This is a genomic window from Dongia mobilis, from assembly GCF_004363235.1.
Lineage (GTDB): Bacteria > Pseudomonadota > Alphaproteobacteria > Dongiales > Dongiaceae > Dongia > Dongia mobilis.
Genome location: NZ_SNYW01000007.1, coordinates 426,044 through 452,237, shown reverse-complemented (window position 1 = coordinate 452,237; position 26,194 = coordinate 426,044). Strand labels below are relative to the sequence as shown.

Here is a 26,194-nt window from a genome sequence, read left to right as displayed (position 1 = left end):
CGTCCCGCTTCCTCAATAGGCGTCGACATTGTCGACATGGAAATTGTAGAGATTGCGCTTCGAACCGAAGCGGCGGAATTTCTTGGGGTCGGCCTCGATTCCGGCCTTCTTCAACAGGCGCTCGAGCTTGGCCAGGTGATGCGGCGTCATCTTTTTCTCGACGCAATCGGAGCCGAGGCTCTCGACCTTGCCCTGGACATAGAGGCGCGCCTCGTAGATCGAATCGCCGAGGCTGGCACCCGCATCGCCGCAGACGACAAGGCTGCCGGACTGCGCCATGAAGGCACTCATGGCGCCGACCGATCCCTTGACCACGATGTCGATGCCCTTCATCGAGATGCCGCAGCGGGTACCTGCGTCGCCCTCAATGACGAGGAGGCCGCCCTGCCCCGTCGCACCTGCGGCGGAGCTGGCGGTGCCCTTCACGCGGACTTCGCCCGACATCATGTTCTCGGCCACGCCCACACCGCACTGGCCGTGGATGATCACGGTCGCGTTCTGGTTCATGCCGGCGCAGTAATAGCCGATATGGCCGTTGACATGGACTTCGATCGGCTGGGTGAGGCCGACCGCACAGGCATGTTCGCCATGCAGGTTGTTAAGGTGCCAGACCTTCTCGTTGGTGTCGGCCGGCAGGCTCTGCAGCTTGGCATTGGCCTCGCGCAGCGGCGTCTTGGTGAGATCAAACGCGTTCATGGTCAGTGCAGGCTCCAGCTGTAGACGGTCGCCGGTGCCGGCTCCCAGATCTTGGCCTTTTCGACATTGGGCAGATAGGCAAGGCTGCGGAACTCGGAGGCCATTGCCACCCAGTCGTCATTCTCGGCCAGGACCGCCGGCTTGCAGGCGATGCCGTCGCGCAGCACGGCAAAGCCGTCCTTGGTGCCCATGGTGAAGGTGAAGAAGCCATCGAGATCGGCCAGGCCGGCCTCCAGCGCCTCGTTGAGGGTCGCACCCTCGGCGAGGCGATGGGCGAAATAGCGTGCCGCCACCTCGGAATCGTTGTCGGTCTCGAACTCCTGACCGTGCCGGCGCAGCCATTTCCGGAGATTGTTGTGATTGGAAAGCGAGCCGTTGTGCACGAGGCACATGTCGGGCGCCGGCGTGAACGGGTGCGAGTGCTCGGTGGTAACCGCACTCTCCGTCGCCATGCGGGTGTGGCCGATGGCGTGGCTGCCCCGCATGCCGGCCAGGCCGTACTTCTTCGCCACCTCGGCCGGCAGGCCCATGTCCTTGTAGACTTCCATCAGCTTGCCGTAGCCCATGATGCGCACATCCGCATGCTTCGCCTTCAGCCAGCGAATGACCTCGGTCTCGGTCGCCGTCGCAGTCAACAGGACGTGGTTGCCGCGCTGCTCGACGTCGATTTCGGCATTGAGCGCGGTCCCCAGATCGCCGGCGAGCGCCCGCCAGGGGTAGCTGGTATCGGCGTTGAACAGGGTCAGCTTGCAACGCTTGTCCGCCACTGGGCTGTGATAGACGGCGATGCCGGCGCTGTCCGGACCACGATCGGTCATGCCGATCAGCATGGTCTCGAGATGCTTGCCGAGTTCGGCCTGCAAGGCCGGGTTTTTCAGAAAAAGGCCAACGATGCCGCACATGACGATCCGCTCCCGGGCAGATGAGGCGTTGACGGGCTGAACCGATACCGGGCGAACGAGGTCCCGCCACCGGATCAGCCCCAGCTTAGACGGTGACGGGGCGTTGTCAAGACAGTGAAACTTTTTTTACCTACAGGAAACAGAAACGCGAACTGGCGCTGCCGGCCGAGCAACCGCCGGTCGGCATCACTCGTTGTCGCGGGTATAGGTGATGATCGAGAGGAACCGGGCCGGCAGCTTGAGCAGCTGTTCGGGCCCGTGCGGCACATCGGAATCGAAATAGAGGCTGTCGCCCGGGCGCATGTGGTAGAGCTTGTCGCCATGGCGATAGCCGACCTCGCCCTCCAGCATGAACAGGAACTCGACGCCGTCATGCTGGAAGATCGGGAAAACGTCGGAATTCTCGGTCAGCGTGACGAGATAGGGTTCGACCGCCAGGCCCCGGCTGAAACCGTGCCCGAGAAGCTGGTATTGGTGTCCGGCGCGGGTGCCGCGCCGCTCGATCGGCAGGCCCTGCCCGGCCAAGACGAAGGTCGCGGAACGCTCTTCCTCGAAGCTGCGGAAGAATGCGGTGACCGGTACCTGCAGGGCGCGCGACAGTTCCTGGAGCGTCGCCAGCGAGGGGGATGTCTGGCCATTTTCGATCTTGGACAGCATGCCGGCGGACATGCCCGATGTCTGGGAAAGCTGTGCCACGGTCATGTTGAGCTGGTGGCGGAAATTGCGCACCTCGCGCCCGATCGCGGATTCGAGCGAGCGGCGCTTGCCGGTGACCTGATGCGGGTCCTGCTCGAGCTGCGAGGACCGGCCGGTACGCGGCGCGCCCTTGCCCCTGCCGGCCGGCGCCTTCTCGACCGCCGACCGTCGGGGAACCGTGCCGCGCCCCGCCACCGACTTTTTTCCTGCCATCCTGCTTTTCTCCATTCGACTCCGGATGTCGATCCTGGAGCATAACCGCTCGCGGGCCCTGCGTCATGCCAGACCCTAGTCGAATATGGCCGAATCAGGCGGTCTGCCGGTCCTGGCGGGGGCTCATGGCGAATTGGCGGCGATAGGCCTTGGCAAAGTGCGATAGCGAGACGAAGCCGCAGGCGATGGCGATCTCGGCAACGCTGAGCTCGGTCTGGCGCAGCATGCGCCGCGCCCGCTGCAGGCGGAGCTGGGCATGGAACTTGGCCGGGGTGCAGCCGAGATAGCGTTTCGAGAGCCGTTCCAGCTGGCGCTGGGAGACGCCCAATTCGCGGGCGAGCCGGGCCGGGGAGACCGGTTCCTCGACCGTCGCCTCCATGCGCTGCACGGCACGTTGGATCATGGTATTGCGCACGGCCGCTCCCAGCAGGACCTGGCGCTGTCCCTCGGCTGCACCCCGGATGCCGCCATGCAGGAACTGGTCGGAGATCTGCCGCGCCAGTTCGCGGCCGTGATGGCACTGCACCAGTTCCAGCATCATGTCGAGGGCGGCTGTCGCACCGGCGCAGGTCAGGATGCGGCCGTCGACCACGAAGAGGTCGTTCAGGAGTTCGACCTCGGGAAAGGCCTCGCGGAACGAATCGGCGTAGTCCCAGTGCACGGTGCAGCGGCGCCCGGCGAGCAGGCCGGCGCGTGCCAGCAGGAAGCTGCCTGTGCTGACCGCCGCCACCGCCAGCCCGCTGCGATGTAGCCGGCGCAGGGCGGATTCCAGCGTCGTGAACTTCTTTGCCTCGGCATGGGTGGCCGCACAGACGATCACCATGTCGAACGCCGCGGCGTCGACCTCGGCGATGGCGCGGGCGGCGACCTCGATGCCGCTGTTGGATTCGACATTGCCGGCGCTGGGGCCGAACAGCTCCCATTCATAGAGCTTGCGCCCGGACAGGCGGTTGGCGCCTCGCGCCGGCTCCACCACCGAGGCAAAGGACATGAGCGCGAAGCCGGGTGCCAGGATGATGGCAAGGCGGAAGGGCGGCGCGCCGATGGTCCGCGCCGCCGCGAAGTCGGCGATGTCGCGGTCGCTCATGCCTCCAGGTCGCGCAAGGCGCGCAGCCCGACCGGCTTGCCGTCGAATTCCGCCGCTGCATCCATGAGACAGGTCCAGAGATACTCCGCCGAGGCGATATCGGCCAGCACATGATAGGCCGGCGTCACGCGCCCGTCCTTCGCCGGGCGATCGGCGCGGATAATGATGGCGCTCATCTTGGCGACCGAGGTCTGGGCGATGGCACCTTCGGCGAAATGCTCGCGCCGGAGATCGACGCCGCAGATCTTGGCGAACATTTCCGGCACGAACGCGCCGGTCGCCATGAACCAGGCGTGGCTGTCCTGGCGCGGCATGGGATAGCCCTGCGCAGGGCGTGGCGCGGCCGCCGCCCATTGCCAGGCGGCATTGAGGCGCTGCAGCAGCGCGCCCGTGCCAGCCAGCGAATCCAGCAGGAAGATCTCGGTCGGCGCCAAGCGCGCCGCCCATTCACCGCCGGCCTGCTTGTAGGCGACATTGCTGTCGGGGCCGATGGCAAGTCCCTGGGCCGTTAGCCATTCGACCGTGCCCTTCCCCTTGAACCCGCCATGCGGCAGGACCGAAAGATCGGCGAGACCCAGGCGCCGCGCGGTCGCCAGTTCCGCCTCGCGGCTGCCGCCGTAATGCAGCGCCACGGCGCCGCCATTCACCTCGCCGAACTCGGCGCCGGAAGCGGCCAGCAGGCGATAGATGAAGCTGCGGCGCAGATGGGATGCCGGTGCGATCGCGTTCATCTCACATCTCCTGCCGCTTGTTGTCGGGATCATAGAAGGGATATTTCGTGACGATACCGGTGATGCGCCGGCCGCCGTCGATCTTGATCTCGAACGACGTGCCCGGCGCGGCGTCATCGGCATGCACATAGGCCAGCCCCAAGACCTTGCCGAGGCTGGGCGAGCGCACGGCCGAGGTGACGCGGCCGACGATTTCCTCGCCCTTCAGCACCAGATGGCATTCCTCCGGACAGGGATCGGCATCGTTTTTCAGCGTGAAGCCGACCAGTTTCCTGAGCTGCTTCTTGGCGCCCATGATCTCGGTCGAGCGGCCGCCGATGAAGAAGGGCTTGGACTTAGCAACCGCCCAGGCCATGTCGGCTTCCCAGATATTGGTGAGGCCGTCGGTATCCTGGCTGACGATGATATGCCCCTTCTCGAGGCGCAGGACACGCTGCGCCTCGACGCCGAAGGGTCGGATGCCTTCCGCCTTGCCGGCCTCCATCAGGGCGTCCCACAGCGCCTCGCCATAGCCGGCCGGCACATGGATTTCATAGCCAAGCTCGCCGACGAAGCCGACGCGCATGAGGCGCGCCGGAATGCCGGCGACAGTGCCCAGCCTGACGCCCATATAAGGAAAGCTTTCCGCCGACAGGTCGATATCGCTGCAGACCTTCTGCAGCACGGCGCGGGATTTCGGCCCGGCGATATTCACGCCGGCATAGGCGGCGGTGACGTTGGCCACGTCGACATCCAGGCGCCATTGCGCGTTCCAGAACAGCATCTGGCGATAGACCGCATCGACGCCGCTGGTGGTCGCCGTCACATAGAAATGCTCGTCGTGGAAGCGGCAGGCGACGCCGTCATCGGTGATGACGCCGGCATTGTCGGTCATCAGCACATAGCGCGATCGGCCGACCGGCTGCTTGACATAGGCAAAGGTATACATGCGGTTGAGGAACTCGGCCGCATCCGGACCACGCACGTCGAGACCGCCCAGGGTCGAGACGTCGATCAGGCCTACATTCTCGCGCACGGCGCGCACTTCGGCATTGATGAGCGCGCTACGCTCGGATTTGGCACCGTAATAGGCGGGCCGCCACCAGATACCGGCCGGCATCATCTGCGCACCCAGTTCCAGATGGCGGTGATGCATCGCCGTCCGCCGCTCGGGATCGAAGACGCGCCCGGCGAGGTGGCCGAACTTCTCCGGCGCATAGGGCGGGCGCTGGGTGGTGACGCTCATCCTGGCGATATCACCGCCGGTTTCGCGCGCCACGATGCGCACCGCCGCCACCGCCGAATGCTTGCCCTGGCTGGGCCCCATGCCGACGGTGGAATAGCGCTTTAGCAATTCGACATTGTCATAGCCGTCGGCGATGCCGTTGACGAGGTCGTGGTATTTGAGATCCTCGTCGAAATCGACGAAATCGAAGCCGCGTTCATGCGGGAAGATCGGCCAGGGATGGGTGCGCCCCACATTGCCCTTTTCGGCGGGTGCAGCCGGGATCTCGGCCACGCCGAGGCCGGCATCCCTGGCGGCGGCGAGGCCGGCGCGGCGGCCATCGGCCAGCACGGCATCGAGATCATAGGTGTTGTTGACCGAGCCTGCCGCATGGACACCCGTCGGCGTCTCTACCGGCTGGAACATGTTGGAGGCATGGCAATAGCCGAACTTCGCCCCGGCATGGTGCAGGATCTGCCCCGCCGGGCTGAAGCCGACCGACATCAGGATGAGGTCGCAGGCCACCTGCGTACCGCCCCTGCCGAAAGTTCCCTCGCCCGCGACCGGCGCCAGCACGGCACCGGAGATATGGCTCTTCTTGGCATAAAGGGCTTCGCTGATGCCATGGCCCTGATGGATGGCGATGCCGCGCGCCTTTACTGCCGCCACCAGCGGCGAGTTCGACGCCGTGGCACGCAGATCGGCGATTGCCACGACCTCGGTGCCGGCATCCAGGAGGTCGAGCGCCGCACCATAGGCGTCGTCATTGGCGGCGAGGATCACGGCCTTGCGGCCCGGCCGGACGCCATAAAGCCGGATCAGCCGCTGCGCCGCACTCGCCATCATCACGCCAGGCAGGTCGTTGTTGCGGAACACCGCCGGCTGCTCCAGCGAGCCCGTAGCGATGACGACCGATTTGGCGCGCAGCTTGTAGAAGCGGTTTCCCTGGATCACCGGCAGCCAGTGGTCGGCGAAATAGCCGGAGCAGATGGCGCCGGTCATCACGCTGAGATTGCCACGTCCCTCTACGCCCTTGACGAGATCATCCAGCACCTGATTGCCGCGTTCGCCCTTCGCATCGAAGCGCGCATAGCCGAGCGAGCCGCCGAGCGCCTCGTTTTCCTCGACCAGGATCACCTCGGCACCGGCATCCGCGGCAGCCCTGGCGGCAGCGAGGCCGGCCGGGCCGCCGCCGATCACCGCCACGTCGGCGAAGAGATACTTCTTGTCATAGTAGCTGTGGTGGAAATCGGCCTTGGGATCGATCTTGCCGAGGCCCGCCATGGCGCGCACCACCGGCTCCCAGAACTTCCAGGACGACTTCTTCTCGTTGAAGGTCTTGTAGTAGAAGCCGACCGGCAGGAAGCGGTGCGCCAGTTCGACCAGCCGCGCCATGTCGTTGTCGAACGAACCGAAATAGTTCTGGGCCATGACCTTGAGCCCGTGCCTGGCGGGATACCTGTCGGCAAGGCAGCTCGGCTCATCGGGCAGCTGCACCAGGGTATTGGCGTCCTGGCCGGCCAGGGTGAGGATGCCGCGCGGGCGGTGATACTTGAACGAGCGCGACAGCATCCATTGTTCATTGGCAGCCAGCGCCGAGGCGATGGTATCGCCGGCGAAACCCTCGATGGCGCGGCCCTCGAACTCGAAGGTCAGCGGCTTCGCGCGGTCGATGAGGCGGCCGAAGGGCGCCGGCAGGCGGTTCAACTGACTCATGACTGCTTCTCCGCCTTTGCGGCAAAATCGACCCGCGACTTGAAAACGTCGCCGGCCGGATAGGTCTTCAGGATTTCGTCGGTCACGGTGTTGCGCTCGGCGATGAACCAGAACGAGGTCGGCACGTGGCACCACCATTCGCGCACGATTCCGGCCTCGTTGTTCTCCAGGAACAGCCATTCGGCCCAATCCTGGTCGCTGGTCGCGGCGGGGTCCGGCATCGGCTTGACCTCGCCGCCCCAGACGAATTCGCTGATGTTCCTGGGGCCGTTGAGCGGGCAGTTCATGATCTTCATGGTTCTTCCCTCCTCAATGGCCGACCGAGGCGGCGCCCTTTTCGCCGACCTGGGCATATTCGACGAAGCGGTCGAGATAGAACGGCTTGATGAGGTCGTGCGGCGAATCGTTGGCGATGGTGTGCGCCATGGTCATGCCGCAGACCGGCGTCGCCTTGAAGCCCCAGGTGCCCCAGCCGCTGTCGATGTAGTAGTTCTTCACCGGAGTGAGACCCATGATGGGGCTGAAATCCGGCGTCATATCGGTCATGCCGGCCCATTGCCGCAGGACCTTCACCTCGCCCAGCATGGGCAGCAATTCCAGCATGTGTCCGAGCAGGCCTTCCTTGAAATCGAGCGTCGAGCGGGTCGAATAGAGACCATAGGGATCGGTCGAGCCGCCCATCACCAGTTCGCCGCGAGAACTCTGGCTGACATAGACGTGGAGCGAGCCGGAGACGACGATCTGGTCCAGGAATGGCTTCAGCGGCACGCTGACGCAGGCCTGCAGCGGGATGGTGCGGATCGGCAGGCGGAAACCCGCCATCTTGGCGACCATCGAGGTATTGCCGGCGACCGCCTGCATTACCCGGTTGGCGTAGACCGTTCCGCGCGGCGTCTCGACGCCCTTCACCGTGCCGTTCTCGACCAGGATCTTCGTGACCGGGGTCTGCTGGTGGATTTCGACGCCCAGTTTCGCCGCCCCGCGGGCATAGGCCCAGGCGACAGCGTCATGGCGCGCGATCGATCCCGGCGGATGATAGAGCGCCCCCATGATCGGGTAGCGCACCTTGTCCGACATGTTGAGATGCGGGCAGAGCCGCGCGATCTCGTCCGGATAGATCAGTTCCGAGTTGACCCCCAATTGCTTGTTCACCTCGGCGCGCCAGCGGCTGGTGCGCACGGCGGCATCGGTATGGGCGAGGGTGAAATGCCCGCGTTCGGAATAGAGGATGTTGAAATCAAGTTCCTGGCTGAACTCGCGGTAGAGTTTTAGCGACTGCTCGTAGAAGCGCACACCTTCCGGCGTCAGGTAGTTGGAGCGGATGATCGCCGTGTTGCGGGCCGTGTTGCCGCCGGCGAGATAGCCCCGCTCCAGCACGCAGACATTGGTGATGCCGTGGGTATGGGCAAGGTAATAGGCGCAGGCGAGCGCATGCCCGCCGCCGCCGATGATCACCACGTCATAGCTCTTCTTGAGGTCCTTGGCCGGCGGAATGAAGCGTTCGGCCGGGTACTTCTTGCGGAAGCCGTAGCGAAGGATCTTCAGGGGGACAAAAGCCGGGATCATGATCGGGAAGCCTCGCTCGATGCATCGCCTTCAGGTCGATGGCGGCAAGGCTATCTCAGCCGTTTCCGGCGCATTGTCAATAATCGACAGACGGTGACGAAAAATCGACCAGGTGGATTTTCCCGCTAAGGCAGGCCGGCCGCCTCGCTCTTGCGCGCTTCCGCCAGCATCCAGTCGCGCAGCAGCGTCGTGGCCGGGCGTGGCCGGGCGCCGATCGGCTCGACCAAATAGAAACCGAGATTGGTGACGATGACCTCCTCGACCGGGCGCACCAGGCTGCCGTCAGCCAGGTAATCGTCGACGAAATAGCGCCAGCCGAGCCCCACTCCCTCGCCTGCCACGGCCGCCTGGACCAGCAACGGATACGAATTGAAGCGGATCCGCGCAGACGGCAGGCGACCCTTTTCGGAATGCGCCTGCATCCATTCTTCCCAGCCCAGCCACCGCGGATCCGGCGATTCCAGTTCGAGCAGCGGCAGGGTGCGCAGATCGGCCGATGCCAGCGGCAGCTTCCGTCCCTTGAGCAGTTTGGGGCTCACCACCGGGAAAACCTCGCCGCCGAACATACGGGTGGCGTTGACCGCGGGCCAGTGACCATCGCCATAGCGGACGGCCATGTCGATGCGCTCGATGGCGGGGTCGCCCAGGGCATCCGAAGCCACCACGCGCAGGTCGATCGACGGGTTGGCGGAGCGGAATTTCGGCAGGCGCGGCATCAGCCAGAACGTGGCAAAGCCCAGCGTCGCGCCAATCGTGACATTGCGCCGGCCCTGGCTCTGGCGCAGCGAACTGGCCGTGTCGGCGATGGCGGTCAGGCTGTTGGTGACCGAGCGATGCAGGATGTCGCCCTCCGGCGTCAGGCGCATGCCGCGCCGCGAACGCGAGAACAGCAGCACGCCGAGATCGGCCTCCAATTGCTGGATCTGCCGGCTGATCGCTGCCTGGGTGAGGCCGAGTTCCCGCCCGGCAGCCGTGAAACTCTCGAGCCGGCCGGCCGATTCGAAGGCGACCAGGGCATTGAGCGGTGGCAGGGCGCGGCGCAGAGTCGGGCGGGCCATCTGGGTTCCTGATCTCCTTGATATCCGGGATTTTCCGGAGAAATCGTGAGGGACTCCGTGGGATCATGACGATCTGTTGCGCTGGCATGCCGGAGCCGCATCATGATCGGGCTGCATGTCGTCATCACGCAACACCGGATTTACATCGCTACGCTGCTCTCCGACACTGCAAAAATGTAAAGCCACTATCGGAAACCCGCCGCCGTGCAGCCACACGCCGATCTCAGCTGCCTGCCTTTCGATCCCGCCGCCATGGCGCGGGTCCTCGAGCCTATTGCCACGGCAAGGGGCCTGCCCAACGAGGCCTATGTGAGTCCGGCCTTCCGCGAGTGGGAACGCGACCGGGTGCTGGCCCGGACCTGGTTCTGCATCGGCTTCGGCCGCGACGTGGCCAATCCCGGCGATGCCTATCCCGCCCAGATCCAGGGCATCCCGCTGCTCATGCTGCGTCGCTATGACGGCAGCATCGCCGTTTTCCACAATGTCTGCTCTCATCGCGGTGCGCAGATCGTGACGGAACCCTGCAGCGTCAAGCGCCGCATCCGCTGCCCCTATCATTCATGGGTTTACGACCTCGACGGCAATCTGCTGGCGACGCCGCATATCGGCGGCCCGCGCATCAACGAGGCAGCGGGATTCGACAAGGCCGAACATGGCCTGAAGCCCGTCCGCAGCGCGCATTTCTGGGACATGGTGTTCGTCAATCTGAGCGGCGACGCTGAGCCCTTCGAGGACTTCATCGCCCCCCTCGCCACGCGCTGGGCGGATTTCGACATGAACCGCATCCACCACCCGGGCGAGGTCGGCAGCCTGAAGCTGACCGTGAACTGCAACTGGAAGCTGGCGGTCGAAAACTACTGCGAGGCCTATCACCTGCCCTCGATCCATCCCGGTCTCAACTCGTATTCGAAGCTGGAAGACCACTACAATATCGAGGTACCCGGCCACTTCTCCGGCCAGGGCAGCCATGCCTATACGCCGCTGCTGGTGAAGGACGGGCCGGGCCTGCCGCAATTCCCGGACCTGCCCCCAAAATGGGACAAGGCGGCGGAGTATGCCTCGCTTTACCCCAATGTCCTGCTCGGCATTCATCGCGACCACTATTTCGCCATCCGCCTGGAGCCGATCGGCAACGACCGGACCGTGGAGCATCTGGAAATCTACTATGTCGGCGAGGAATCGGCGGCACCCGCCTTCGATGCGACCAAGGCCGCCAATCTCGCCGCCTGGCGCGCCGTCTTCGCCGAGGATGTCGAGGTCGTGGAACGGATGCAGCGGGGCCGCGCCTCGCCGGGCTATGACGGCGGCGTGTTCTCGCCCGCCATGGACGGCCCCACTCATTGCTTCCATCGCTGGCTCGCGGAACGTCTCGCCGCCGCCTGAACCCGCGCGTCATCCGCCGATATTGGAATTGCAGGCCGCCATGGCATCGCTATGCTGCGGCCATGACAGAGCCACCTCATAGCGCGACCGCAGCGCCGGCCAATGCCGCGATCCACTACCGCGCGGAAGCGTTCGATACGAACCGGCAGAAATTGATGGGCCGCCATGCCGCCGGGGCCGGTTTTCTGAGGGGCTTCGTTACCCATGCCGGGGTCGATGCCTTCTATTGCTATACGCCCACCAGGGAAATGGCCGCCCATTTCAAGATGGTGGTCGACGGGTCTGGTCCGCCGCGACAGGTAAAGTGGCTCGACGAGAACGATGCGGCACAACCAGGCAGCGTCGGCACCCTCTACCTGTCGGATCCCAATATGGCCCCCGCCGCCTGGCGCCGGCGCGCCCATGACCAGCGGCTCTATTCGATTTGCGGCATCACCCACACCACGGCATCGGCCGGCGCCATGGACATGATCACCGGCCTGCTGACGGCGCCGATCCAGTCCTGGGACGCACTGATCTGCACCTCGTCGGCCGTGCTGGAGACGGTCGGTCGCCTGGTCGCCGCGCAACAGGAATTTCTGGCCTCGCGCCTCGGTGCCGCGACCTGGGTCCTGCCGCAACTGCCGGTCATTCCGCTCGGCGTCGATTGCGCCCAGTTCGCCCCCGATGAATCGCGGCGCGATGCAGCTCGCGCCGCCCTCGGCATCGGCGTCGAGGACATCGCCTTCCTTTTCGTCGGGCGGCTTTCCTTCCATGCCAAGGCGCACCCCCTGCCGATGTACCTGGCCCTGGAGCGCGTGGCCCAGGCCCTGGCACGACAGGGCGGCAGGCGACTGCATCTGATTCAGGCAGGCTGGTTCGCCAACGACTTCATCGAGAGGTCGTTCCGCGATGGTGCGGCACAATTCTGTCCCGGTGTCGTTTGCCATTTTCTCGACGGCCGCAAGGCGGAGTTGCGCGACCGCGCCTGGCGCGCCGCCGACATCTTCACGTCGCTATCCGACAACTTCCAGGAGACTTTCGGCCTCACGCCGATCGAGGCCATGGCGGCGGGGCTTCCCGGTATCGTCAGTGACTGGAACGGCTATCGGGACACGGTCCGCGACGGCATCGATGGCATTCGCGTACCGACCCTCATGCCCCGCGACGGGCTCGGCAGCGAGCTGGCTGACCGCCATGCAGCCGGGCTCGACAGTTATGACGTCTATTGCGGCCTCACCAGCCAGTTCGTTTCGGTTGACGTTAATGCCGTCACGCGCGCTTGCATGACCCTTGCCGAAGACCGCGATCTGCGCCGACGCATGGGTGCGGCGGCAAGGCAGCGCGCCCTGGACAGCTTCGACTGGTCGCGCATCATCGCCAGCTACCAGATGCTCTGGCGCGAGCTCGCCGAGCGGCGCAGGACGGATTCTGAAAGTGCCACCCGCCGCACCGGACCGGCCCATCCGGCCCGCGCCGATCCGTTCCATGCCTTTGCCGGCTATGCCAGTGCGGTCCTTGGCGCCGATCATGTGGTCGCGCCGATGCCGGGCGCCGACGGCGCGCGCCTCAACGCGCTGATGCAATCGCCGCTGATCTCATACGTAAAGCCGATGGCGCCAGATGCCGATGATTGCGCCCGGCTGCTCGCCGCCCTGCAGCGCCAGGGGCCGCAGCGCGTCGCCGATGTGCTGGCCGCTGTTCCGGAAGCCCGGCGCCAGCGCCTGGAACGCGGCCTGGTCTGGCTGGCGAAACTGGGGCTGGTCTCCATCCGGCCCGGCAAGGACGGCTTTGGCCCGCCATGACCGAGATCGACATCGTCGTCATCGGTGCCGGCGCCGCCGGAATCGCCGCGGCGCGGCGCCTCGGCGAATTGCGGGCGACCTGCCTAGTACTGGAAGCGGCGGCTGTCGCCGGCGGCCGCTGCCGCACCGATCACGGGACGCTCGGCATTCCGGTGGATCTCGGTGCGCATTGGCTGCACTCACCGCGCCGCAATCCCCTCATTGGCCTCGCCGCCGCGACCGGCGCCCGCATCGGCCAGCCGCTGGAGACGCGCTATTCGGCCAACGGCAGCTGGCTCTCGGACGAGGACGCGGCTGCCTGCGTCGCCCATGTCGACCATTGTTTCGACCGGATCGCGGCGGCGACGCAGGACGGCGCGGTGGCCGACCTCTTTGCCGACGCAACCTCGCCCTGGCATGCCGCATTCCTGGCCGAATTCGCCGCCAAACAGGGATTGGCGCCGGAACAGTCCTCGATCCTGGATTTCGCACGCTATCCCTGGGAAGGCGACGATCTGCCGGTGCCGGACGGCTTCGGCACACTGCTAGCGGGCCTCGCCAGTGGCCTCAACCTGCACCTCGCGACGCCGGTTCGGCGTGTCGACTGGTCGGAACGAGGGCGGCTGCGCATCGCAACGGACCAGGGCGACATAGCCGCGCGGGCCGTTATCCTGACGGTCTCGCCCCATGTCCTCGGGAGTGGCATCCGTTTCGACCCACCACTGCCGGACTGGAAACGGGACGCCGTCGCCGCCCTGCCGATGGGCCATTGCAACAAGCTGGCATTGCGCTTCGAACGCCCCGTATTCGGCGACCTCGCCCCTTGCCTTGTCATGCCACTGCGTGGTGCGAGGGAGTCGGTCGAGTTTGTACTGCGCGAGGACTGCCGTGACAGCGCGGTCTGCATGGTCAACGGCCCCTTCGCGCGCGAACTCGCGGCGGCGGGCGCCGGGGCGATGCGGGACTATGTCCTGGAATGCCTGGTCGAGATGTTCGGCTCCGACCTGCGCCGCGCTGCAGCGCCGGAATCCGTCTTCGTCAATTGGGATGCGGATCCCTTTTTTGGCGGCTGCTATGCGGTGGCCCGGCCCGGCCGGGCCGACATGCGTGCCGTGCTGGCGCAGCCGGTTGCAGATCGCCTGTTCTTCGCCGGCGAGGCGACGTCGCCGGAGTTCATGGGCGATGTGCACGGCGCCTGGTTCTCCGGTATCGCCGCCGCCGAGGCGGCGGCAGCCTCCGGTCAATAGAGCCGGCCCTCAGTAGAAATAGCGCCGGTCGTTCTGGTCCGGATAGAGCTGGGCGACGAATTCGCCATAGCCGTTGTAGATCTGCGTCGGCACGCGGTCACCCGAACCCAGCAGGCGCTCGGATTCCTGGCTCCAGCGCGGATGGGCGAAGGCTGGATTCACATTGGCATAGAAGCCGTATTCCGAACCCTGGATCGCCTGCCAAAGCCCGACCGGCTGTTCGGCGGTGAAGACGATGCGCTGGATGCCCTTCGACGATTTGAAGCCGTATTTCCAGGGCAGCGCCAAGCGCAAGGGCGCCCCGTTCTGCTTCGGCGCCGGCTTGCCGTACATGCCGGTGACCATGAAGGCGAGCTCGTTGGTGGCTTCCGCCAGCGTCAGCCCCTCGACATAGGGCCAGGGATACCAGGGCTCGCTCTGCCCGTCGGCCACCTCCGGCATGAGAAAGCTCTCGAAGCGCAGGAATTTTGCGTCCGAGGCCGGCTTCGCCAGTTCGACCAGCGCCGCGAGGGGAAAGCCGCTCCAGGGCACCGCCATGGCCCAGGCCTCGACGCAGCGGTGGCGGTAGAGGCGCTCCTCCAGCGGCATCCGCTTCATGAGGTCGTCGATATCGATGGTAAGTGGCTGCTCGACCATACCCTCGATGGTGAGCGCCCAAGGGCGGATCGGCAGTTTCTGCGCCGCCTTGACGATGTTCTTCGACGTGCCGAATTCGTAGTAGTTGTTGTAGCTGGTCGCGTCGGCTTCCGGCGTCAGTTCGCGATCCAGTTCATAACGCGCATTGCGCTCGAACGGATAGAGGCCGGCACTGGGATCGACCTCCGCCAACTCGCCGTCACCCTGGGCCCCCGCCTCCTTTTCGCAGGCCAGCAGGGCCGGTGCGAGTGCCAGTCCAGCCGCGCCCCTCAGGAACCGCCGCCGGCCGCGGAAGACGTGTTCGGGGGTTGCTGCAGACTCGCTGATTTCCCAGCCACGCCGCTTCCTGATCCACATATCGCCAATCCTCTTTTTCGGCCGGTCCGATATGCCTGATACGCAGGTATAGGAGCATAGATTACACCTTCGTCCGCCCCCTCCAAAGCCGCCCCCTGAAAAGCGAAGGGCCGGCACTTCGCAATGCCGACCCCAAGCAACTGATCTGGAACGATTTCTACTTGCTGAGGAGGGCGCGGAGCATCCAGGCGTTCTTTTCGTGGATCTGCATGCGCTGGGTCAGCAGGTCGGCGGTCGGCTCGTCACCCGCCTTTTCGGCGGCCGGGAACACGCTGCGCGCGGTCTTCACCACCGCTTCCTGCCCCGCCACCAGCTGCTTGATCATCTCGGTGGCATTGGGAACGCCCTGCTCTTCCTTGATCGAGGAGAGCTTGGCATAGGCCGCATAGGAACCGGGGGCCGGGTAACCGAGGGCACGGATGCGCTCGGCGATGAGGTCCACGGCCAGCGCCAATTCGTTGTACTGCGTCTCGAACATGAGATGCAGGGTGTTGAACATCGGCCCTTCGACGTTCCAGTGGAAATTGTGGGTCTTCAGGTAGAGCGTGTAGGTGTCAGCCAGAAGACGTGACAGGCCATCGGCGATGGCCTTCCGGTCCTTCTTGGAGATGCCGATATCCATTTCCATCTTGGGGCCCCGATTGTTGGTGGCAGGAAAATTAGACAGATTCAAATGTGGGACCTGGCCCCGCCTCTGGCAAGGGTTTATCGGCATTTTCCCGGGGTGATTTTGTCGCAACCGTCGATCGATGCGATCGACCGCCGGTTACGCCAATCCCTATTTAAGCTTCTGGCAGGCACGGATGATGCGGTTGCAGGCATCCTTCAGCGCCTCGGTCGAGGTGGCGTAGGAGATGCGGAAATGGGGCGACAGGCCGAAGGCCGAGCCCTGCACCGCCGCCACACCCTCGGCTTCCAGCAGATAGGTTACGAAGTCGTCATCCGTCGCGATCTTTTTGCCATCGGGCGTGGTCTTGCCGATCACCCCGGCGCAGGACGGATAGACATAGAACGCGCCTTCCGGCTTGTGGCAATGCAGGCCCGGCGCCTGGTTCAGCATTTCCACCACCATGTCGCGGCGCTGCTTGAAGGAGACGTTGTGCTCGGCAATGAAGCCCTGCGGACCGTTCAGCGCCTCGACCGCCGCCGCCTGGCTGATCGAGGAGGGGTTCGAGGTCGATTGCGACTGGATCTTGGCAATCGCCTTGATCAGCGGCGCCGGGCCGCCGGCGTAGCCGATGCGCCAGCCGGTCATGCAATAGCTCTTCGAGACGCCGTTCATGGTGAGCGTGCGCTCATAGAGCTTCGGCTCGACCTCGGCGATGGTCGCGAACTTGAAATCGTCATAGACGAGGTGCTCGTACATGTCGTCGGTCAGCACCCAGACATGGGGATGCCGCAGCAGAACCTCGGCGAGGGCCTTCAATTCCTCGGCGGTATAGGCAGCGCCAGTCGGGTTGCTGGGGGAATTCAGGATCAGCCATTTGGTCTTCGGCGTGATCGCGGCCTCGAGCATTTCCGGCTGCAGCTTGAACTGGTGGTTCTGCCCGCATTCGACGAAGACCGGCGTGCCTTCCGCGAGGTGCACGATATCCGGATAGGAAACCCAGTAGGGTGCCGGAATGATCACTTCATCACCCGGGTTCACGGTCGCGACCAGCGCGTTGTAGAGCACCTGCTTGCCGCCGGTGCCGACCGTGATCTGGTCGATCTTGTAGTCGAGATTGTTCTCGCGCTTGAACTTGGCGATGATCGCCTTCTTGAGCGCGTCCGTGCCGTCGACATTGGTGTACTTGGTATCGCCGGCCTGGATCGCCTTGATCGCCGCCTGCTTGATGTTGTCGGGCGTGTCGAAATCCGGCTCGCCTGCGCCGAGGCCGATGATGTCGCGACCCTGCGCCTTCAACTCGCGCGCCTTCATGGTCACGGCGATGGTGGGCGACGGCTTGATGCGGTCGAGGCGGTCGGCAAGAAAGGCCATGATCTGGGTCACCTTAAAAGGAGGCTGGGGGCGAAATTCGGCCCGGAACATAGCCCCGCCCCTGCGCCCCCGCAACCCCGGAGCGGGACCGGAACACCCGCAAATGGTGTGCAGATTTCAGGCGAAACGACGTGCCTGGGCAACCGAAATTGTCACCATGACACTGCCCAGGACGACGCCGGCCCCGAGTGCCTCGCCCAGGAACAAGGCGGCAAGGAGCAGGCCGATGAAGGGCTGGAACAACTGGACCTGGCTGACCCGGGCGGTGCCGCCAAGGACCATGCCCCGGTACCAGAACAGGAACCCCACGAACATCGAAAAGACCGTGACATAGCCCAGCCCGATCCAGGATCCGGCCGGTACCGCCATGGGTGCATTGGGCAGGGTCCAGAGCATGGCCGGCAGCGCCAGCGGCAAACTTGCCACCAGCGCCCAGGATATGACCGCCGCCGGCGCCATCGCTTGTGACAGCCGCGCTCCCACGGCGTAGCCGGCACCACAGACCAGAATGGCGGCGATCATCAAGAGGTCGGCCTTGCCGAAACCGCCCCCGCCGGTCAGGACCGCATAGGTGGCAACGCTGGCGGCCCCGAAAACCGCCCAGAACCAGAAGGCGGAGCGCGGCCGCACCGTGCCGATGGCAGCACCCACTAGGCAAGTGGCAAGCGGAATGAGGCCGACAAAAAGGATGCCATGGCTGGCTGGTACCCAGGTCATGGCAAGGCCCGTCAATACCGGAAATCCGATCACGACACTGAAGGCGACGACGAGAAGGTCACGCCACTTGTCCCAGCTTGGCCAACCGGCGCGCTGGACGATCAACCAGCAGATGCCGAGGCATGCCGCGCCGACCGCACGCGCCGAACTCACGAACCAGGGGTCCAATGCCAGCACGGCGGCGCGGGTGGCCGGCAGGGAGCCGGCGAATATCACCACGCCGATGAGGCCATAGAGGAGACCGCGGGCGGGGCTTCCCGGCCGAACCGACTTCGCCACCGCGGGCCGGGAGAGTGAAACGGCGGTCATCTGCCACCTCCGGAAGAATGCCAATGCCGCCACCCTGACGGGCGGGGACTGGTGCAACCAGACACACTTCCGATACAATTCCGCAAACTATACCAATACAATTGCCGATACAGATGGGTGAGGCGGATGCTGGACTTTTCTCTTGAGCCGGAAACCGGCGCCCTTTCCGCCCGGATCGCCGCCGCCATCGGGCGAAAGATCCGCACCGGCGCCGCCGGGCCAGGCGAAAAACTGCCATCGGTCCGGAAGCTCGCCGCCCGCCTCGCGGTCAGCCCCTTCACCATCGTCGCCGCCTATGACCGGCTGGTGGCCGAGGGGTTGGTCATGGCGCGGCCGAAATCCGGTTTCTTCGTCGCAGCGCCAGCGGCAGCGCCGCGGGCGACGCTCAGCCTCGACCCGTTGCCCAGCAGCCGTACCGGCATCAACCCGATCTGGATGATGCGGCAGACCTTGAGCACCGGCTCAGACCGCGAGAAACCCGGCTGCGGCTGGCTGCCCCCGGACTGGCTGCCGGATTCCGCCTTGCGCGCGGCACTCCGCACTGTTGCGCGGACCGGCACCCGGTCGACGGAGGCGGCCGATCTCGTCGAGTACGGCGTGCCGCTCGGTTTCCGCCCCTTGCGCGAGATGCTGGCCCGCCGCTTGAACGAACTCGAGATTCCGGCCGAGACGGATCGGCTGCTGCTGACCGACAGCGCCAGCCAGGCGATCGACCTTGTCTGCCGCTATCTGGTGGCGCCCGGCGATACCGTGCTGGTCGACGATCCCGGCTACTTCAATTTCCATGCCGCGGTGCGCGCCCAGCGCGCGACCTGCCTAGCAGTGCCGCTGACGCCGACGGGGCCCGATCTCGATGTCCTCGAGCGACTGGCGGCGGTTCACCGGCCGAAACTTTATCTCACCAATGCCGGACCGCAGAACCCGACAGGCGCCAGGCTCGGCATCGCTTGCGCCCACCGCCTGCTGGACCTCGCGCGCCGGCACGATTTCCGCATCCTCGAGGACGACATTTTCCGCGACTTCGAGGCGCGTCCGGGCATACGCCTCGCGGCCCTCGACGCGCTGCAGCGGGTCATCCATATCGGCAGCTTCTCGAAAACCCTTTCGGCCGCGATGCGCATCGGCTTTATCAGCGCGGATCCGGCCACGCTGGCCGATCTCGCCGACCTCAAGCTGGCAGCCAGCTTCGGCAACAACGAGGTTTCGGCCCGCGCCATTCACCGCCTGCTTGCCGATGGGAGCTATCGCAAGCATGTCGCGGCCCTGCGGGACCGCCTCGCGCGCTGCCGTGGCCTGGTCATGAAACGCCTCACCCGGATCGGCCTTCGTCCCTGGCTGCCCGCGGCGGCAGAAACCGGCGAGGGCCTGTTCCTCTGGATGGAACTGCCGCTGGGCCAAGATGCACTCCCGGTCGCACACCTGGCCAGGCAGCGAGGCATGATCCTGGCCGCCGGCGCCATTTTCAGCCCGAACGACGAAACTGACGGGCGCTGGTCGACCTATATGCGCTTCAATGTGGCCCAGAGCCAGGATCCGCAGCTTGCCAGCTTTCTGTCGGCAGCACTTTCCTGAGCCTCTGTCGTGCATCCTCCTCCGCGCTTCATCGAATTTAAACCATGTTTGCGGCATAAATGCCGCTGGCAATCCGCCATTACTGGCCCGGATCGGTAGAAGCCATGGATGGAAACGACGGGATGACGCCTTCCGGCGATGCTGCGGCACGGCCGCGCCGCGCGACCCGGCCCGGCGTCAAGCATATCAGCCTGGCCCTGCAGGGCGGCGGCGCCCATGGCGCCTTCACCTGGGGTGTGATGCATCGCCTGATCAGCGAGCCGCGCATCTATATCGACGGCCTCTCCGGTACCAGCGCCGGCGGCATGAATGCGGCCGTCTTCGCCGACGGCTTCCTGAAGGGCAAGCGCCAGGGCGCCATCGACGCGCTGCAGGCTTTCTGGATGGGCGTTTCGCAGCTTAATCCGCTCCCGCGCACCCTGCCGCGCGGTGTTCCTGGAATGCCGGGGGCCGGCCTGTCCGACTGGAACGTCGACGGCGATCCCAGTTTCGTCTGGCTGGATTATGTCACGCGCGTCTTTTCGCCGCTGCAACTCAACCCGATGCGGGTCGATCCGCTGGGTGCTCTGCTGCGCGACCTGGTCGACTTCGACAACCTGCGCGCCCATCCCGAGGTCAAGCTGTTCGTCACGGCCTCAAACGTGCGTACCTGCCGCTCGCGAATCTTCCGCACGCCGGAAATCTCGGCCGAGGCACTGCTGGCCTCGGCCTGCCTGCCGCTGCTGTTCGAAGCGGTCGAGATCGACGGCGAGCACTATTGGGACGGCGGCTATCTCGGCAACCCGGCCATCCATCCCCTGATCCACGAATGCGACAGCAGTGACGTCGTCATCGTCCAGGTCAACCCGATGAACCGTCCGGACGTGCCGCTCTCGGCCCGCGACATCTTGAACCGAATCAACGAGATGACCTTCAACTCCAGTCTCGTCCGCGAGATGGAGGGCTTCGCCACCATCACCCGCCTGATCGAAAGCGGCCAATTGCAGAACGACCGCTATACTGCCGTCCGCTTCCATGAAATCAGCGCCGAGGCCGAACTGGCCGAGATGGGTGCCCTCAGCAAAATGAATACCGAACGCGCCTTTCTGGAACATCTCCACCAATTGGGGTATGAGACGGCCGACAAATGGATCACCGACAATTTCGAACGCATCGGCTGGGAAAGCACCATCGACCTGGCGGAGAAGTTCGGCTGATTTTAAGGCTTTTCGACCCGCTCATGCCCATTCGATTGCTGCTGGCGACGGGAATCTTCCTCGTTGCTCTGAGTGCCACCGCTCTCGCCGAGACGCGGATAGTCTTCATCAATCCCGGTAAGCAGGACGAATTCTTCTGGCCGGCGGTCACCGACACGATGCGGGCCGCCGCCGAGCAGTTCGGCTATGACCTCGATGTCCACTACGCCGAACGCGACGCCCAGGCCATGATCCGGCTGGGACTTGCCGCAATCAAAGGCGAAGAACGGCCCGATATCCTGATCCTGGTGAACGAGTTCCAGGCAGCTCCCGACATCGTCAAGGCAGCGAATGAAGCCGGCATCAGCGTTCTGATGCTGCTCAACGCCTTTGTCGGACAGCAGGCGCAAGAGATGGGTGCACCCGGGGTCAAATACCCGCACTGGATCGGTTCATTGGTCCCCAGCAATCGCGGCGCCGGACTGCGCATGGCGCAATCCCTGTCGCGCTGCATGAATGATCAGCCGGCGCACATGGCCGGTGGCAAGCACCACGTTCTGGTCCTCTCCGGCGACGGCCGCACCCCGGCCTCGCTCGAGCGGACAGCGGGCATGCACGCCGCACTCAACGCCACCCACGATGTCGTGGTCGACCGGCACTATCAGACTAATTGGCAGGCGCCGGATGCCGACCGCCTGACCCGCAACTACCTGGACTGGGCAGCGGCGCATTCAATCGCGCCGGCCGGCATCTGGGCGGCGAACGATGCCCTGGCAATCGGCGCCCTGGCTGTGGTCGAGGAACGCGGCCTCGTCCCCGGCAGGGACATCTGCATTGTCGGCCTCAACTGGTCGCCGGAGGCGGTCGATCTGGTCCGGCAGAACCGGATGGTTGCGACCGATGGCGGCCATTTCCTTGCCGGGGCCTGGGCGATGGTGATGATCAGCGACTATCTGGATAAGCCGCCCGGCTCGCGCCAGCCGATCGGCGATGCAAGCTTCGAGATGGCCCAGATCGACGGCGACAATGTCGAGCGCTTCCTGTCGCGGCTGGCTGATCGCGACTGGCGGCGCATACCGTTCCACATCTTCAAGCGCGGCGCGGCCGGCTACGACTTCTCGCTCGAGCGCATCCTCGATCAGCTGGGCGACTAGCCGCTAGACGCCCCGGCGCACCCGACGAGCTTTCGCCCACATGTTGATGCCCTCCACCAGCGCCGAAAACGCAATGGCGAAATAGAGGTAGCCTTTCGGGATGTGGAAGTGCAGCCCCTCGCCCACCAGCGCCATGCCGATCAGCAGCAGGAAGGAGAGGCACAGCACCTTGACCGACGGGTGCTTGTCGACGAACTCGCCGACCGGCTGCGCCGCCAGGATCATCACCACCATGGCGACGACGACGGCCGTCACCATGACCGAGAGATGCTGGGCCATGCCGACCGCGGTGATGACGCTGTCCAGCGAAAAGACGATGTCCAGCATGGCGATCTGAAAGATCGCCGCGCCGAAGGTCAGGTAACGCCCGGCCTTGTTCGGCCCCTCTCCCGACCCGTCGATATGATGGTGAATCTCGGTCGTCGCCTTGGCCAGCAGGAACAGGCCGCCACCCAGCAGGATGATATCGCGCCAGGAAAGATCGAAGGCATGCTCGGCGCCGAACCAGTCCAGGGTAAGAATTGGCGTTGTCAGGCCCGCCACCCAGGCAATCGAGGCCAGCAGCAACAGCCGCGTGCCGAGCGCCAGCAGCAGGCCAATCCGGCGCGCCGCCATCTGCTTTTCCGGGGCGCAGCGTGATGCCACGATCTGCACGAATAGGAGGTTGTCGATGCCAAGCACGATTTCCAGCGCCGCGAGTGTCAGAAAACTCAGGATCACCTGCGGATCGCTCAACAATTCCAACATGATGTATTTCCCGCTCCCCCGGGGATTTGCTGACATTTGCCTGACTGGCGCGACCCGGCGCCCGGCGCAAGCCCGCGAAAATTGGGCCGGACGCGGAAAATGTCAATCAATCTGCCCCGAAATTCTTTTGCGGTGGCCTGCCCGCAGACAAGGGCGCGGCTCCGGCGTATGCTTATCGGTATCGGACTGCGGTTCCCCCGTCGCCGGCCGGCAATGCGCCGGACCGCGACATGGCCGAGCCACGGAGCCGCGCCGCTTCCACATTGTCGGGAGGGTGACCATGGCAACGACCATCAGAAACCCCATCGAGTGGGGCTGGGACCAGTGCAAGCATGCCGTCGCGGCGCTGGACGCGGTTGGCAGGACCTGGGAGCATGCCGAGGCGCGCGAGCGCGACATCCCCGGGGCCCTGCCGGTGCGCCGGATCGAAATCGCCAGTTTCCGCGACATTTTTGCGAGAGCGGCGGCTGATTTTGGCGCCTACCGTACCGACGTCATATTCCTGTGCGTCATCTATCCCCTGATTGGCATCGTCGTCGCCCGCTTCCTGTTCGGCTATCAGCTGATGGCGATGCTGTTCCCGCTCGCTTCCGGCTTCGCACTGGTGGGCCCGTTCGCGGCCATCGGCCTTTATGAAATGAGCCGCCTGCGAGAAAAGGGCGATGCGGTCACCTGGGTAAATGCTCTGGCGGTGCTGAAGGCGCCCAATCTCGGCGCCATCATCGGCCTCGGCTTGATCCTGGTCGCCCTGTTCCTTGTCTGGATCGCTACCGCCTATGGCATCCAGACGGCGACCCTGGGAGCCGAGCCGCCGCGCGCCGTTGGCGCCTTCCTGGCGGCGGTCTTCACCACGCCCGCCGGCTGGGCCATGATCGGCATCGGCATCGGCGCGGGCTTCCTGTTTGCGCTTTTCGCCATGGCGATCAGCGTGTTCTCGTTCCCATTGCTCCTCGACCGCGATATCGGCCTCGGCACGGCGATCCGCACCTCGGTACGGGCCGTGGCCGCCAATCCGCTGCCGATGGCGGTCTGGGGTTTGATTGTCGCCGTCGGACTGATGCTGGGCTCGCTGCCGCTCTTCATCGGGCTCATTGTGGTGATTCCGCTGCTCGGCCACGCCACCTGGCATCTCTATCGCGCGGTCCTGGGCGCGAGCTGAAGGGCCGGGTCGGCGCTTAGGGCGACGTCGGATGCGTCGCATCCAGTGTCCTGCGCCAGCGCGCCCTGAGCGCCGCCGGCCGGGCGGTGAAGCGCGTATCGAGCACCGTCAGGCTGGCGATGCGGTCGGTCCGGAAGTGCCTGAAGTCATTGCGCAGTTCGCACCAGGCAATCAGCAGGCGCACCGATTCCAGATAGCCGATGGCGATCGGCCAGACGGTGCGAACCGTTTCCCGCCCCACTTCGTCGCGGTAGTCGAGCCTCAGCTTACGCGCATTGTGGATGGCGGCCCGCACTAGGCCGACATCGATCCGGTCGGCCGGCAGTGCTCGACCCGGCGGCGCGATGCTGGCCGGGTCGAGCGCGATGGGTCGCAGGTGCTCCGGCACCACCCCGGCGATCTTGGCGATGAGGTCCAGCGCCGCGCGCGCCAAGCCCGCATCGCCGCGTCCGGCCACCAGCTTTGCCCCGAGGACGGCGGCCTCGATCTCGTCGGCCGTCAGCATCAGGGGCGGCATGTCATGGCCGTCTTCCAGGACATAGCCGACCCCCGCCTCGCCCCGGATGGGCACACGCTGGGCCATCAGCGTGGCGATGTCGCGATAGACCGAGCGCTGCGAAGTCTCCAGTTCGGCGGCAATGGTGGCGGCCGTCACCGGCTGCCGGTGGCGACGCAGGATTTGGATGATCTGGAACAGGCGGTCCGCGCGACGCATGGTTGATCCCCACGATTGTTCCGGGGCGATTTTCCCCATTCGTTCGCTGCTGACACTAGGCTGGCAGCAGGTTGGCAGTAAAGCTTCGGCTCGCGCCCGCCGTCAGGAGGCAGATATGCTGTACCCGGAAACGCCCATCATTCTTTACGCCGCCGGCCCCGGTTTCGGCCTGCCCGAAGCCAGTTCCTATGCCATGAAAAGCGAGATCCACCTGCGCATGGCCGGACTGCCCTACAGGAAGGATTGCCATGGTTTTGCCAAGGCGCCGAAAGGCAAGCTGCCCTATATCCGCGATGGCCAGGCCGTGATCGCGGATTCCACCCTCATCCGGCAGCATCTGGAGTGGTCCTACGGAATCGATTTTGACGTCGGCCACGACCTTGCCGCCCGGGCCATGGCCTGGGCCGTGGAGCGCCTGCTGGAGGATCATCTCGGCTGGGCCGCCTTGCGCATGCGATGGCTGGATCCCGTCAATTTCGCCCGCGGACCTGCCCAGATGATCGGAGCAACACCGCACGCCTCGCGTGACGAGCGGCGCGCCCACGCACAGGCCGAAGTGGCGAGCGAGTTGCACGCCCATGGTATCGGTCGTCACAGCGAGGAAGACATCCAGTTCCTGGCCACCCGCTCGCTCTACAGCTTTTCCGTCCTGCTGGCAGACCGGCCCTTCCTGCTGGGCGAGAAGCCCTGCGGCACCGACGCGACCGCCTGCGGCATCCTTGCCGCGATCCTGACCCCCTTTTTTGCCGGCCCCTTGCGCGAGGCGGCACTCGGCTTCGACAACCTCTATCCTTATGTGTGCCGGATGCTGCGGCGCTATTATCCAGAATTCGATCTCGGGGACTGGCCGACGCCGGATCTCCGCCCCGTGACCGAGCTGGCGTGAGGAGGCGTGATTTCCCGGCGACTCGGCGCCGGGCCTAGCCTGAGCGTATCGCATCCCGCTTCAAGGAGGCTTGCCATGCCGGTTCCACTTTCCCTCGACCTCACCTTGCTCGTCTGGTCGGTCGCCCTTTGCGTGGTGCAGATGCTGGTGGCAGCCAGCGCCAGGGCGCCGCTGGTCGGGCTGCCCGCGCTGGCCGGCAATCGCGACAACCTGCCGGCGGCCACCGGCTTCGCCGGCCGCGCCGGCCGCGCCCATCGCAACATGCTGGAAAATCTGGTGCTGTTTGCGGCACTTGTCCTGGTGGCGCATGTCACCGGGCGCGCCAACGAGATGACCGCCCTCGGCGCACAGCTCTTCTTCTGGGCGCGCATGGCCTATGCCATCGTCTATTTGATCGGGATTCCCTGGCTGCGCACCGGTCTCTGGCTGGTCTCCATGGCGGGGCTGGTTGTCATATTCCTGCAATTGCTCTGACCGTGGCGCATGCCCATATAGCGGGACGGGCCCTTGATCGCTCCCGCCCC

24 protein-coding genes are annotated in these 26,194 nt (G+C 65.2%); 9 read left to right on the top strand and 15 right to left on the bottom strand.

Annotated elements, in window-relative coordinates:
- Positions 1 to 12: 12 nt before the first annotated feature.
- The 9 genes from A8950_RS07840 to A8950_RS07800 form a co-directional block, all read right to left on the bottom strand.
- Positions 13 to 696, bottom strand: coding sequence for a GltB/FmdC/FwdC-like GXGXG domain-containing protein (locus A8950_RS07840; protein WP_133613070.1), 684 nt, complete (start codon positions 694 to 696; stop codon positions 13 to 15).
- 2 nt (positions 697 to 698) lie between these two features.
- Positions 699 to 1,598, bottom strand: coding sequence for a class II glutamine amidotransferase (locus A8950_RS07835; protein WP_133613069.1), 900 nt, complete (start codon positions 1,596 to 1,598; stop codon positions 699 to 701).
- A 186-nt stretch (positions 1,599 to 1,784) separates the two neighbouring features.
- Positions 1,785 to 2,507 (bottom strand): helix-turn-helix domain-containing protein, encoded by a 723-nt coding sequence (locus A8950_RS07830; RefSeq protein WP_208109787.1) that lies wholly within the window; start codon positions 2,505 to 2,507, stop codon positions 1,785 to 1,787.
- Between the two features lie 94 nt (positions 2,508 to 2,601).
- A complete protein-coding gene (locus tag A8950_RS07825; protein ID WP_133613067.1) occupies positions 2,602 to 3,594 on the bottom strand; it encodes a GlxA family transcriptional regulator in 993 nt (330 codons plus the stop codon).
- The gene (locus tag A8950_RS07820; protein ID WP_166645053.1) at positions 3,591 to 4,325 is read right to left on the bottom strand and encodes a sarcosine oxidase; all 735 of its coding nucleotides are present in this window, start codon (positions 4,323 to 4,325) and stop codon (positions 3,591 to 3,593) included. The genes A8950_RS07825 and A8950_RS07820 overlap by 4 nt, the downstream gene beginning before the upstream one ends.
- Position 4,326: 1 nt before the next feature.
- Positions 4,327 to 7,245 carry a glycine cleavage T C-terminal barrel domain-containing protein gene (locus tag A8950_RS19955; protein ID WP_133613065.1) on the bottom strand — a complete coding sequence of 973 codons (2,919 nt, stop codon included), beginning with the start codon at positions 7,243 to 7,245 and terminating at the stop codon, positions 4,327 to 4,329.
- On the bottom strand, positions 7,242 to 7,541 hold the full coding sequence (locus A8950_RS07810) for a sarcosine oxidase subunit delta (protein WP_133613064.1): 300 nt from the start codon (positions 7,539 to 7,541) through the stop codon (positions 7,242 to 7,244). Before A8950_RS07810 ends, A8950_RS19955 begins: the two co-directional genes overlap by 4 nt.
- A gap of 13 nt (positions 7,542 to 7,554) precedes the next feature.
- A complete protein-coding gene (locus A8950_RS07805) occupies positions 7,555 to 8,811 on the bottom strand; it encodes an FAD-dependent oxidoreductase (RefSeq protein WP_133613063.1) in 1,257 nt (418 codons plus the stop codon).
- 125 nt (positions 8,812 to 8,936) lie between these two features.
- The gene (locus tag A8950_RS07800; protein WP_133613062.1) at positions 8,937 to 9,869 is read right to left on the bottom strand and encodes a LysR substrate-binding domain-containing protein; all 933 of its coding nucleotides are present in this window, start codon (positions 9,867 to 9,869) and stop codon (positions 8,937 to 8,939) included.
- A 204-nt stretch (positions 9,870 to 10,073) separates the two neighbouring features.
- On the opposite strand from A8950_RS07800, the gene A8950_RS07795 reads away from it, so the two are divergent.
- The 3 genes from A8950_RS07795 (at position 10,074) to A8950_RS07785 (ending at position 14,262) form a co-directional block, all read left to right on the top strand.
- On the top strand, positions 10,074 to 11,252 hold the full coding sequence (locus tag A8950_RS07795) for an aromatic ring-hydroxylating oxygenase subunit alpha (protein ID WP_208109786.1): 1,179 nt from the start codon (positions 10,074 to 10,076) through the stop codon (positions 11,250 to 11,252).
- A gap of 62 nt (positions 11,253 to 11,314) precedes the next feature.
- Entirely contained in the window at positions 11,315 to 13,036 is a 1,722-nt protein-coding gene (locus A8950_RS07790; RefSeq protein WP_133613061.1) for a glycosyltransferase family 4 protein, read from the top strand.
- Positions 13,033 to 14,262 carry a flavin monoamine oxidase family protein gene (locus tag A8950_RS07785; protein WP_133613060.1) on the top strand — a complete coding sequence of 410 codons (1,230 nt, stop codon included), beginning with the start codon at positions 13,033 to 13,035 and terminating at the stop codon, positions 14,260 to 14,262. Before A8950_RS07790 ends, A8950_RS07785 begins: the two co-directional genes overlap by 4 nt.
- A gap of 9 nt (positions 14,263 to 14,271) precedes the next feature.
- Here the strand turns inward: A8950_RS07785 and msrP are convergent, their stop codons facing one another.
- The 4 genes from msrP to A8950_RS07765 form a co-directional block, all read right to left on the bottom strand.
- Positions 14,272 to 15,255: a protein-methionine-sulfoxide reductase catalytic subunit MsrP gene (msrP, locus tag A8950_RS07780; RefSeq protein WP_133613059.1), complete on the bottom strand. Its 984-nt coding sequence runs from the start codon at positions 15,253 to 15,255 to the stop codon at positions 14,272 to 14,274.
- Positions 15,256 to 15,412: 157 nt separating this feature from the next.
- The gene (locus A8950_RS07775) at positions 15,413 to 15,883 is read right to left on the bottom strand and encodes a Dps family protein (protein WP_133613058.1); all 471 of its coding nucleotides are present in this window, start codon (positions 15,881 to 15,883) and stop codon (positions 15,413 to 15,415) included.
- A gap of 150 nt (positions 15,884 to 16,033) precedes the next feature.
- A complete protein-coding gene (locus A8950_RS07770; RefSeq protein WP_133613057.1) occupies positions 16,034 to 17,236 on the bottom strand; it encodes an aspartate transaminase in 1,203 nt (400 codons plus the stop codon).
- A gap of 117 nt (positions 17,237 to 17,353) precedes the next feature.
- A complete protein-coding gene (locus A8950_RS07765) occupies positions 17,354 to 18,262 on the bottom strand; it encodes a DMT family transporter (RefSeq protein WP_133613056.1) in 909 nt (302 codons plus the stop codon).
- A 126-nt stretch (positions 18,263 to 18,388) separates the two neighbouring features.
- On the opposite strand from A8950_RS07765, the gene A8950_RS07760 reads away from it, so the two are divergent.
- The 3 genes from A8950_RS07760 to A8950_RS07750 all read left to right on the top strand — a co-directional run bounded on the left by A8950_RS07760 (position 18,389) and on the right by A8950_RS07750 (position 22,163).
- Positions 18,389 to 19,834 carry an aminotransferase-like domain-containing protein gene (locus A8950_RS07760; RefSeq protein ID WP_133613055.1) on the top strand — a complete coding sequence of 482 codons (1,446 nt, stop codon included), beginning with the start codon at positions 18,389 to 18,391 and terminating at the stop codon, positions 19,832 to 19,834.
- Positions 19,835 to 19,938: 104 nt separating this feature from the next.
- Entirely contained in the window at positions 19,939 to 21,030 is a 1,092-nt protein-coding gene (locus A8950_RS07755; RefSeq protein WP_166645052.1) for a patatin-like phospholipase family protein, read from the top strand.
- A gap of 23 nt (positions 21,031 to 21,053) precedes the next feature.
- Positions 21,054 to 22,163: an ABC transporter substrate-binding protein gene (locus A8950_RS07750; RefSeq protein WP_166645051.1), complete on the top strand. Its 1,110-nt coding sequence runs from the start codon at positions 21,054 to 21,056 to the stop codon at positions 22,161 to 22,163.
- A gap of 3 nt (positions 22,164 to 22,166) precedes the next feature.
- Here the strand turns inward: A8950_RS07750 and A8950_RS07745 are convergent, their stop codons facing one another.
- Positions 22,167 to 22,910: a TerC family protein gene (locus A8950_RS07745; protein ID WP_133613052.1), complete on the bottom strand. Its 744-nt coding sequence runs from the start codon at positions 22,908 to 22,910 to the stop codon at positions 22,167 to 22,169.
- 280 nt (positions 22,911 to 23,190) lie between these two features.
- Between A8950_RS07745 and A8950_RS07740 the strand changes: the two genes are divergently transcribed.
- Positions 23,191 to 24,069 carry a DUF2189 domain-containing protein gene (locus tag A8950_RS07740; RefSeq protein ID WP_133613051.1) on the top strand — a complete coding sequence of 293 codons (879 nt, stop codon included), beginning with the start codon at positions 23,191 to 23,193 and terminating at the stop codon, positions 24,067 to 24,069.
- A 16-nt stretch (positions 24,070 to 24,085) separates the two neighbouring features.
- Here A8950_RS07740 and A8950_RS07735 read toward each other — a convergent pair whose 3' ends face one another.
- Positions 24,086 to 24,784 carry a helix-turn-helix transcriptional regulator gene (locus tag A8950_RS07735; RefSeq protein ID WP_133613050.1) on the bottom strand — a complete coding sequence of 233 codons (699 nt, stop codon included), beginning with the start codon at positions 24,782 to 24,784 and terminating at the stop codon, positions 24,086 to 24,088.
- Between the two features lie 115 nt (positions 24,785 to 24,899).
- Here A8950_RS07735 and A8950_RS07730 point away from each other — a divergent pair, with 115 nt between their 5' ends.
- The gene (locus tag A8950_RS07730; protein ID WP_133613049.1) at positions 24,900 to 25,670 is read left to right on the top strand and encodes a glutathione S-transferase family protein; all 771 of its coding nucleotides are present in this window, start codon (positions 24,900 to 24,902) and stop codon (positions 25,668 to 25,670) included.
- A gap of 75 nt (positions 25,671 to 25,745) precedes the next feature.
- Complete coding sequence (locus A8950_RS07725; RefSeq protein WP_133613048.1) at positions 25,746 to 26,144, top strand: MAPEG family protein; 399 nt, start codon at positions 25,746 to 25,748, stop codon at positions 26,142 to 26,144.
- Positions 26,145 to 26,194: the final 50 nt, after the last annotated feature.

Excerpts from the sequence above, each read along its gene's own strand:
- A8950_RS07840 (WP_133613070.1), bottom strand. The coding sequence starts at position 696 with ATGAACGCGTTTGATCTCACCAAGACGCCGCTGCGCGAGGCCAATGCC.
- A8950_RS07835 (WP_133613069.1), bottom strand. The coding sequence starts at position 1,598 with ATGTGCGGCATCGTTGGCCTTTTTCTGAAAAACCCGGCCTTGCAGGCC.
- A8950_RS07830 (WP_208109787.1), bottom strand. The coding sequence starts at position 2,507 with ATGGCAGGAAAAAAGTCGGTGGCGGGGCGCGGCACGGTTCCCCGACGG.
- A8950_RS07825 (WP_133613067.1), bottom strand. The coding sequence starts at position 3,594 with ATGAGCGACCGCGACATCGCCGACTTCGCGGCGGCGCGGACCATCGGC.
- A8950_RS07820 (WP_166645053.1), bottom strand. The coding sequence starts at position 4,325 with ATGAACGCGATCGCACCGGCATCCCATCTGCGCCGCAGCTTCATCTAT.
- A8950_RS19955 (WP_133613065.1), bottom strand. The coding sequence starts at position 7,245 with ATGAGTCAGTTGAACCGCCTGCCGGCGCCCTTCGGCCGCCTCATCGAC.
- A8950_RS07810 (WP_133613064.1), bottom strand. The coding sequence starts at position 7,541 with ATGAAGATCATGAACTGCCCGCTCAACGGCCCCAGGAACATCAGCGAA.
- A8950_RS07805 (WP_133613063.1), bottom strand. The coding sequence starts at position 8,811 with ATGATCCCGGCTTTTGTCCCCCTGAAGATCCTTCGCTACGGCTTCCGC.
- A8950_RS07800 (WP_133613062.1), bottom strand. The coding sequence starts at position 9,869 with ATGGCCCGCCCGACTCTGCGCCGCGCCCTGCCACCGCTCAATGCCCTG.
- A8950_RS07790 (WP_133613061.1), top strand. The coding sequence starts at position 11,315 with ATGACAGAGCCACCTCATAGCGCGACCGCAGCGCCGGCCAATGCCGCG.
- A8950_RS07785 (WP_133613060.1), top strand. The coding sequence starts at position 13,033 with ATGACCGAGATCGACATCGTCGTCATCGGTGCCGGCGCCGCCGGAATC.
- msrP (WP_133613059.1), bottom strand. The coding sequence starts at position 15,255 with ATGTGGATCAGGAAGCGGCGTGGCTGGGAAATCAGCGAGTCTGCAGCA.
- A8950_RS07775 (WP_133613058.1), bottom strand. The coding sequence starts at position 15,883 with ATGGAAATGGATATCGGCATCTCCAAGAAGGACCGGAAGGCCATCGCC.
- A8950_RS07770 (WP_133613057.1), bottom strand. The coding sequence starts at position 17,236 with ATGGCCTTTCTTGCCGACCGCCTCGACCGCATCAAGCCGTCGCCCACC.
- A8950_RS07765 (WP_133613056.1), bottom strand. The coding sequence starts at position 18,262 with ATGACCGCCGTTTCACTCTCCCGGCCCGCGGTGGCGAAGTCGGTTCGG.
- A8950_RS07760 (WP_133613055.1), top strand. The coding sequence starts at position 18,389 with ATGCTGGACTTTTCTCTTGAGCCGGAAACCGGCGCCCTTTCCGCCCGG.
- A8950_RS07755 (WP_166645052.1), top strand. The coding sequence starts at position 19,939 with ATGGATGGAAACGACGGGATGACGCCTTCCGGCGATGCTGCGGCACGG.
- A8950_RS07750 (WP_166645051.1), top strand. The coding sequence starts at position 21,054 with ATGCCCATTCGATTGCTGCTGGCGACGGGAATCTTCCTCGTTGCTCTG.
- A8950_RS07745 (WP_133613052.1), bottom strand. The coding sequence starts at position 22,910 with ATGTTGGAATTGTTGAGCGATCCGCAGGTGATCCTGAGTTTTCTGACA.
- A8950_RS07740 (WP_133613051.1), top strand. The coding sequence starts at position 23,191 with ATGGCAACGACCATCAGAAACCCCATCGAGTGGGGCTGGGACCAGTGC.
- A8950_RS07735 (WP_133613050.1), bottom strand. The coding sequence starts at position 24,784 with ATGCGTCGCGCGGACCGCCTGTTCCAGATCATCCAAATCCTGCGTCGC.
- A8950_RS07730 (WP_133613049.1), top strand. The coding sequence starts at position 24,900 with ATGCTGTACCCGGAAACGCCCATCATTCTTTACGCCGCCGGCCCCGGT.
- A8950_RS07725 (WP_133613048.1), top strand. The coding sequence starts at position 25,746 with ATGCCGGTTCCACTTTCCCTCGACCTCACCTTGCTCGTCTGGTCGGTC.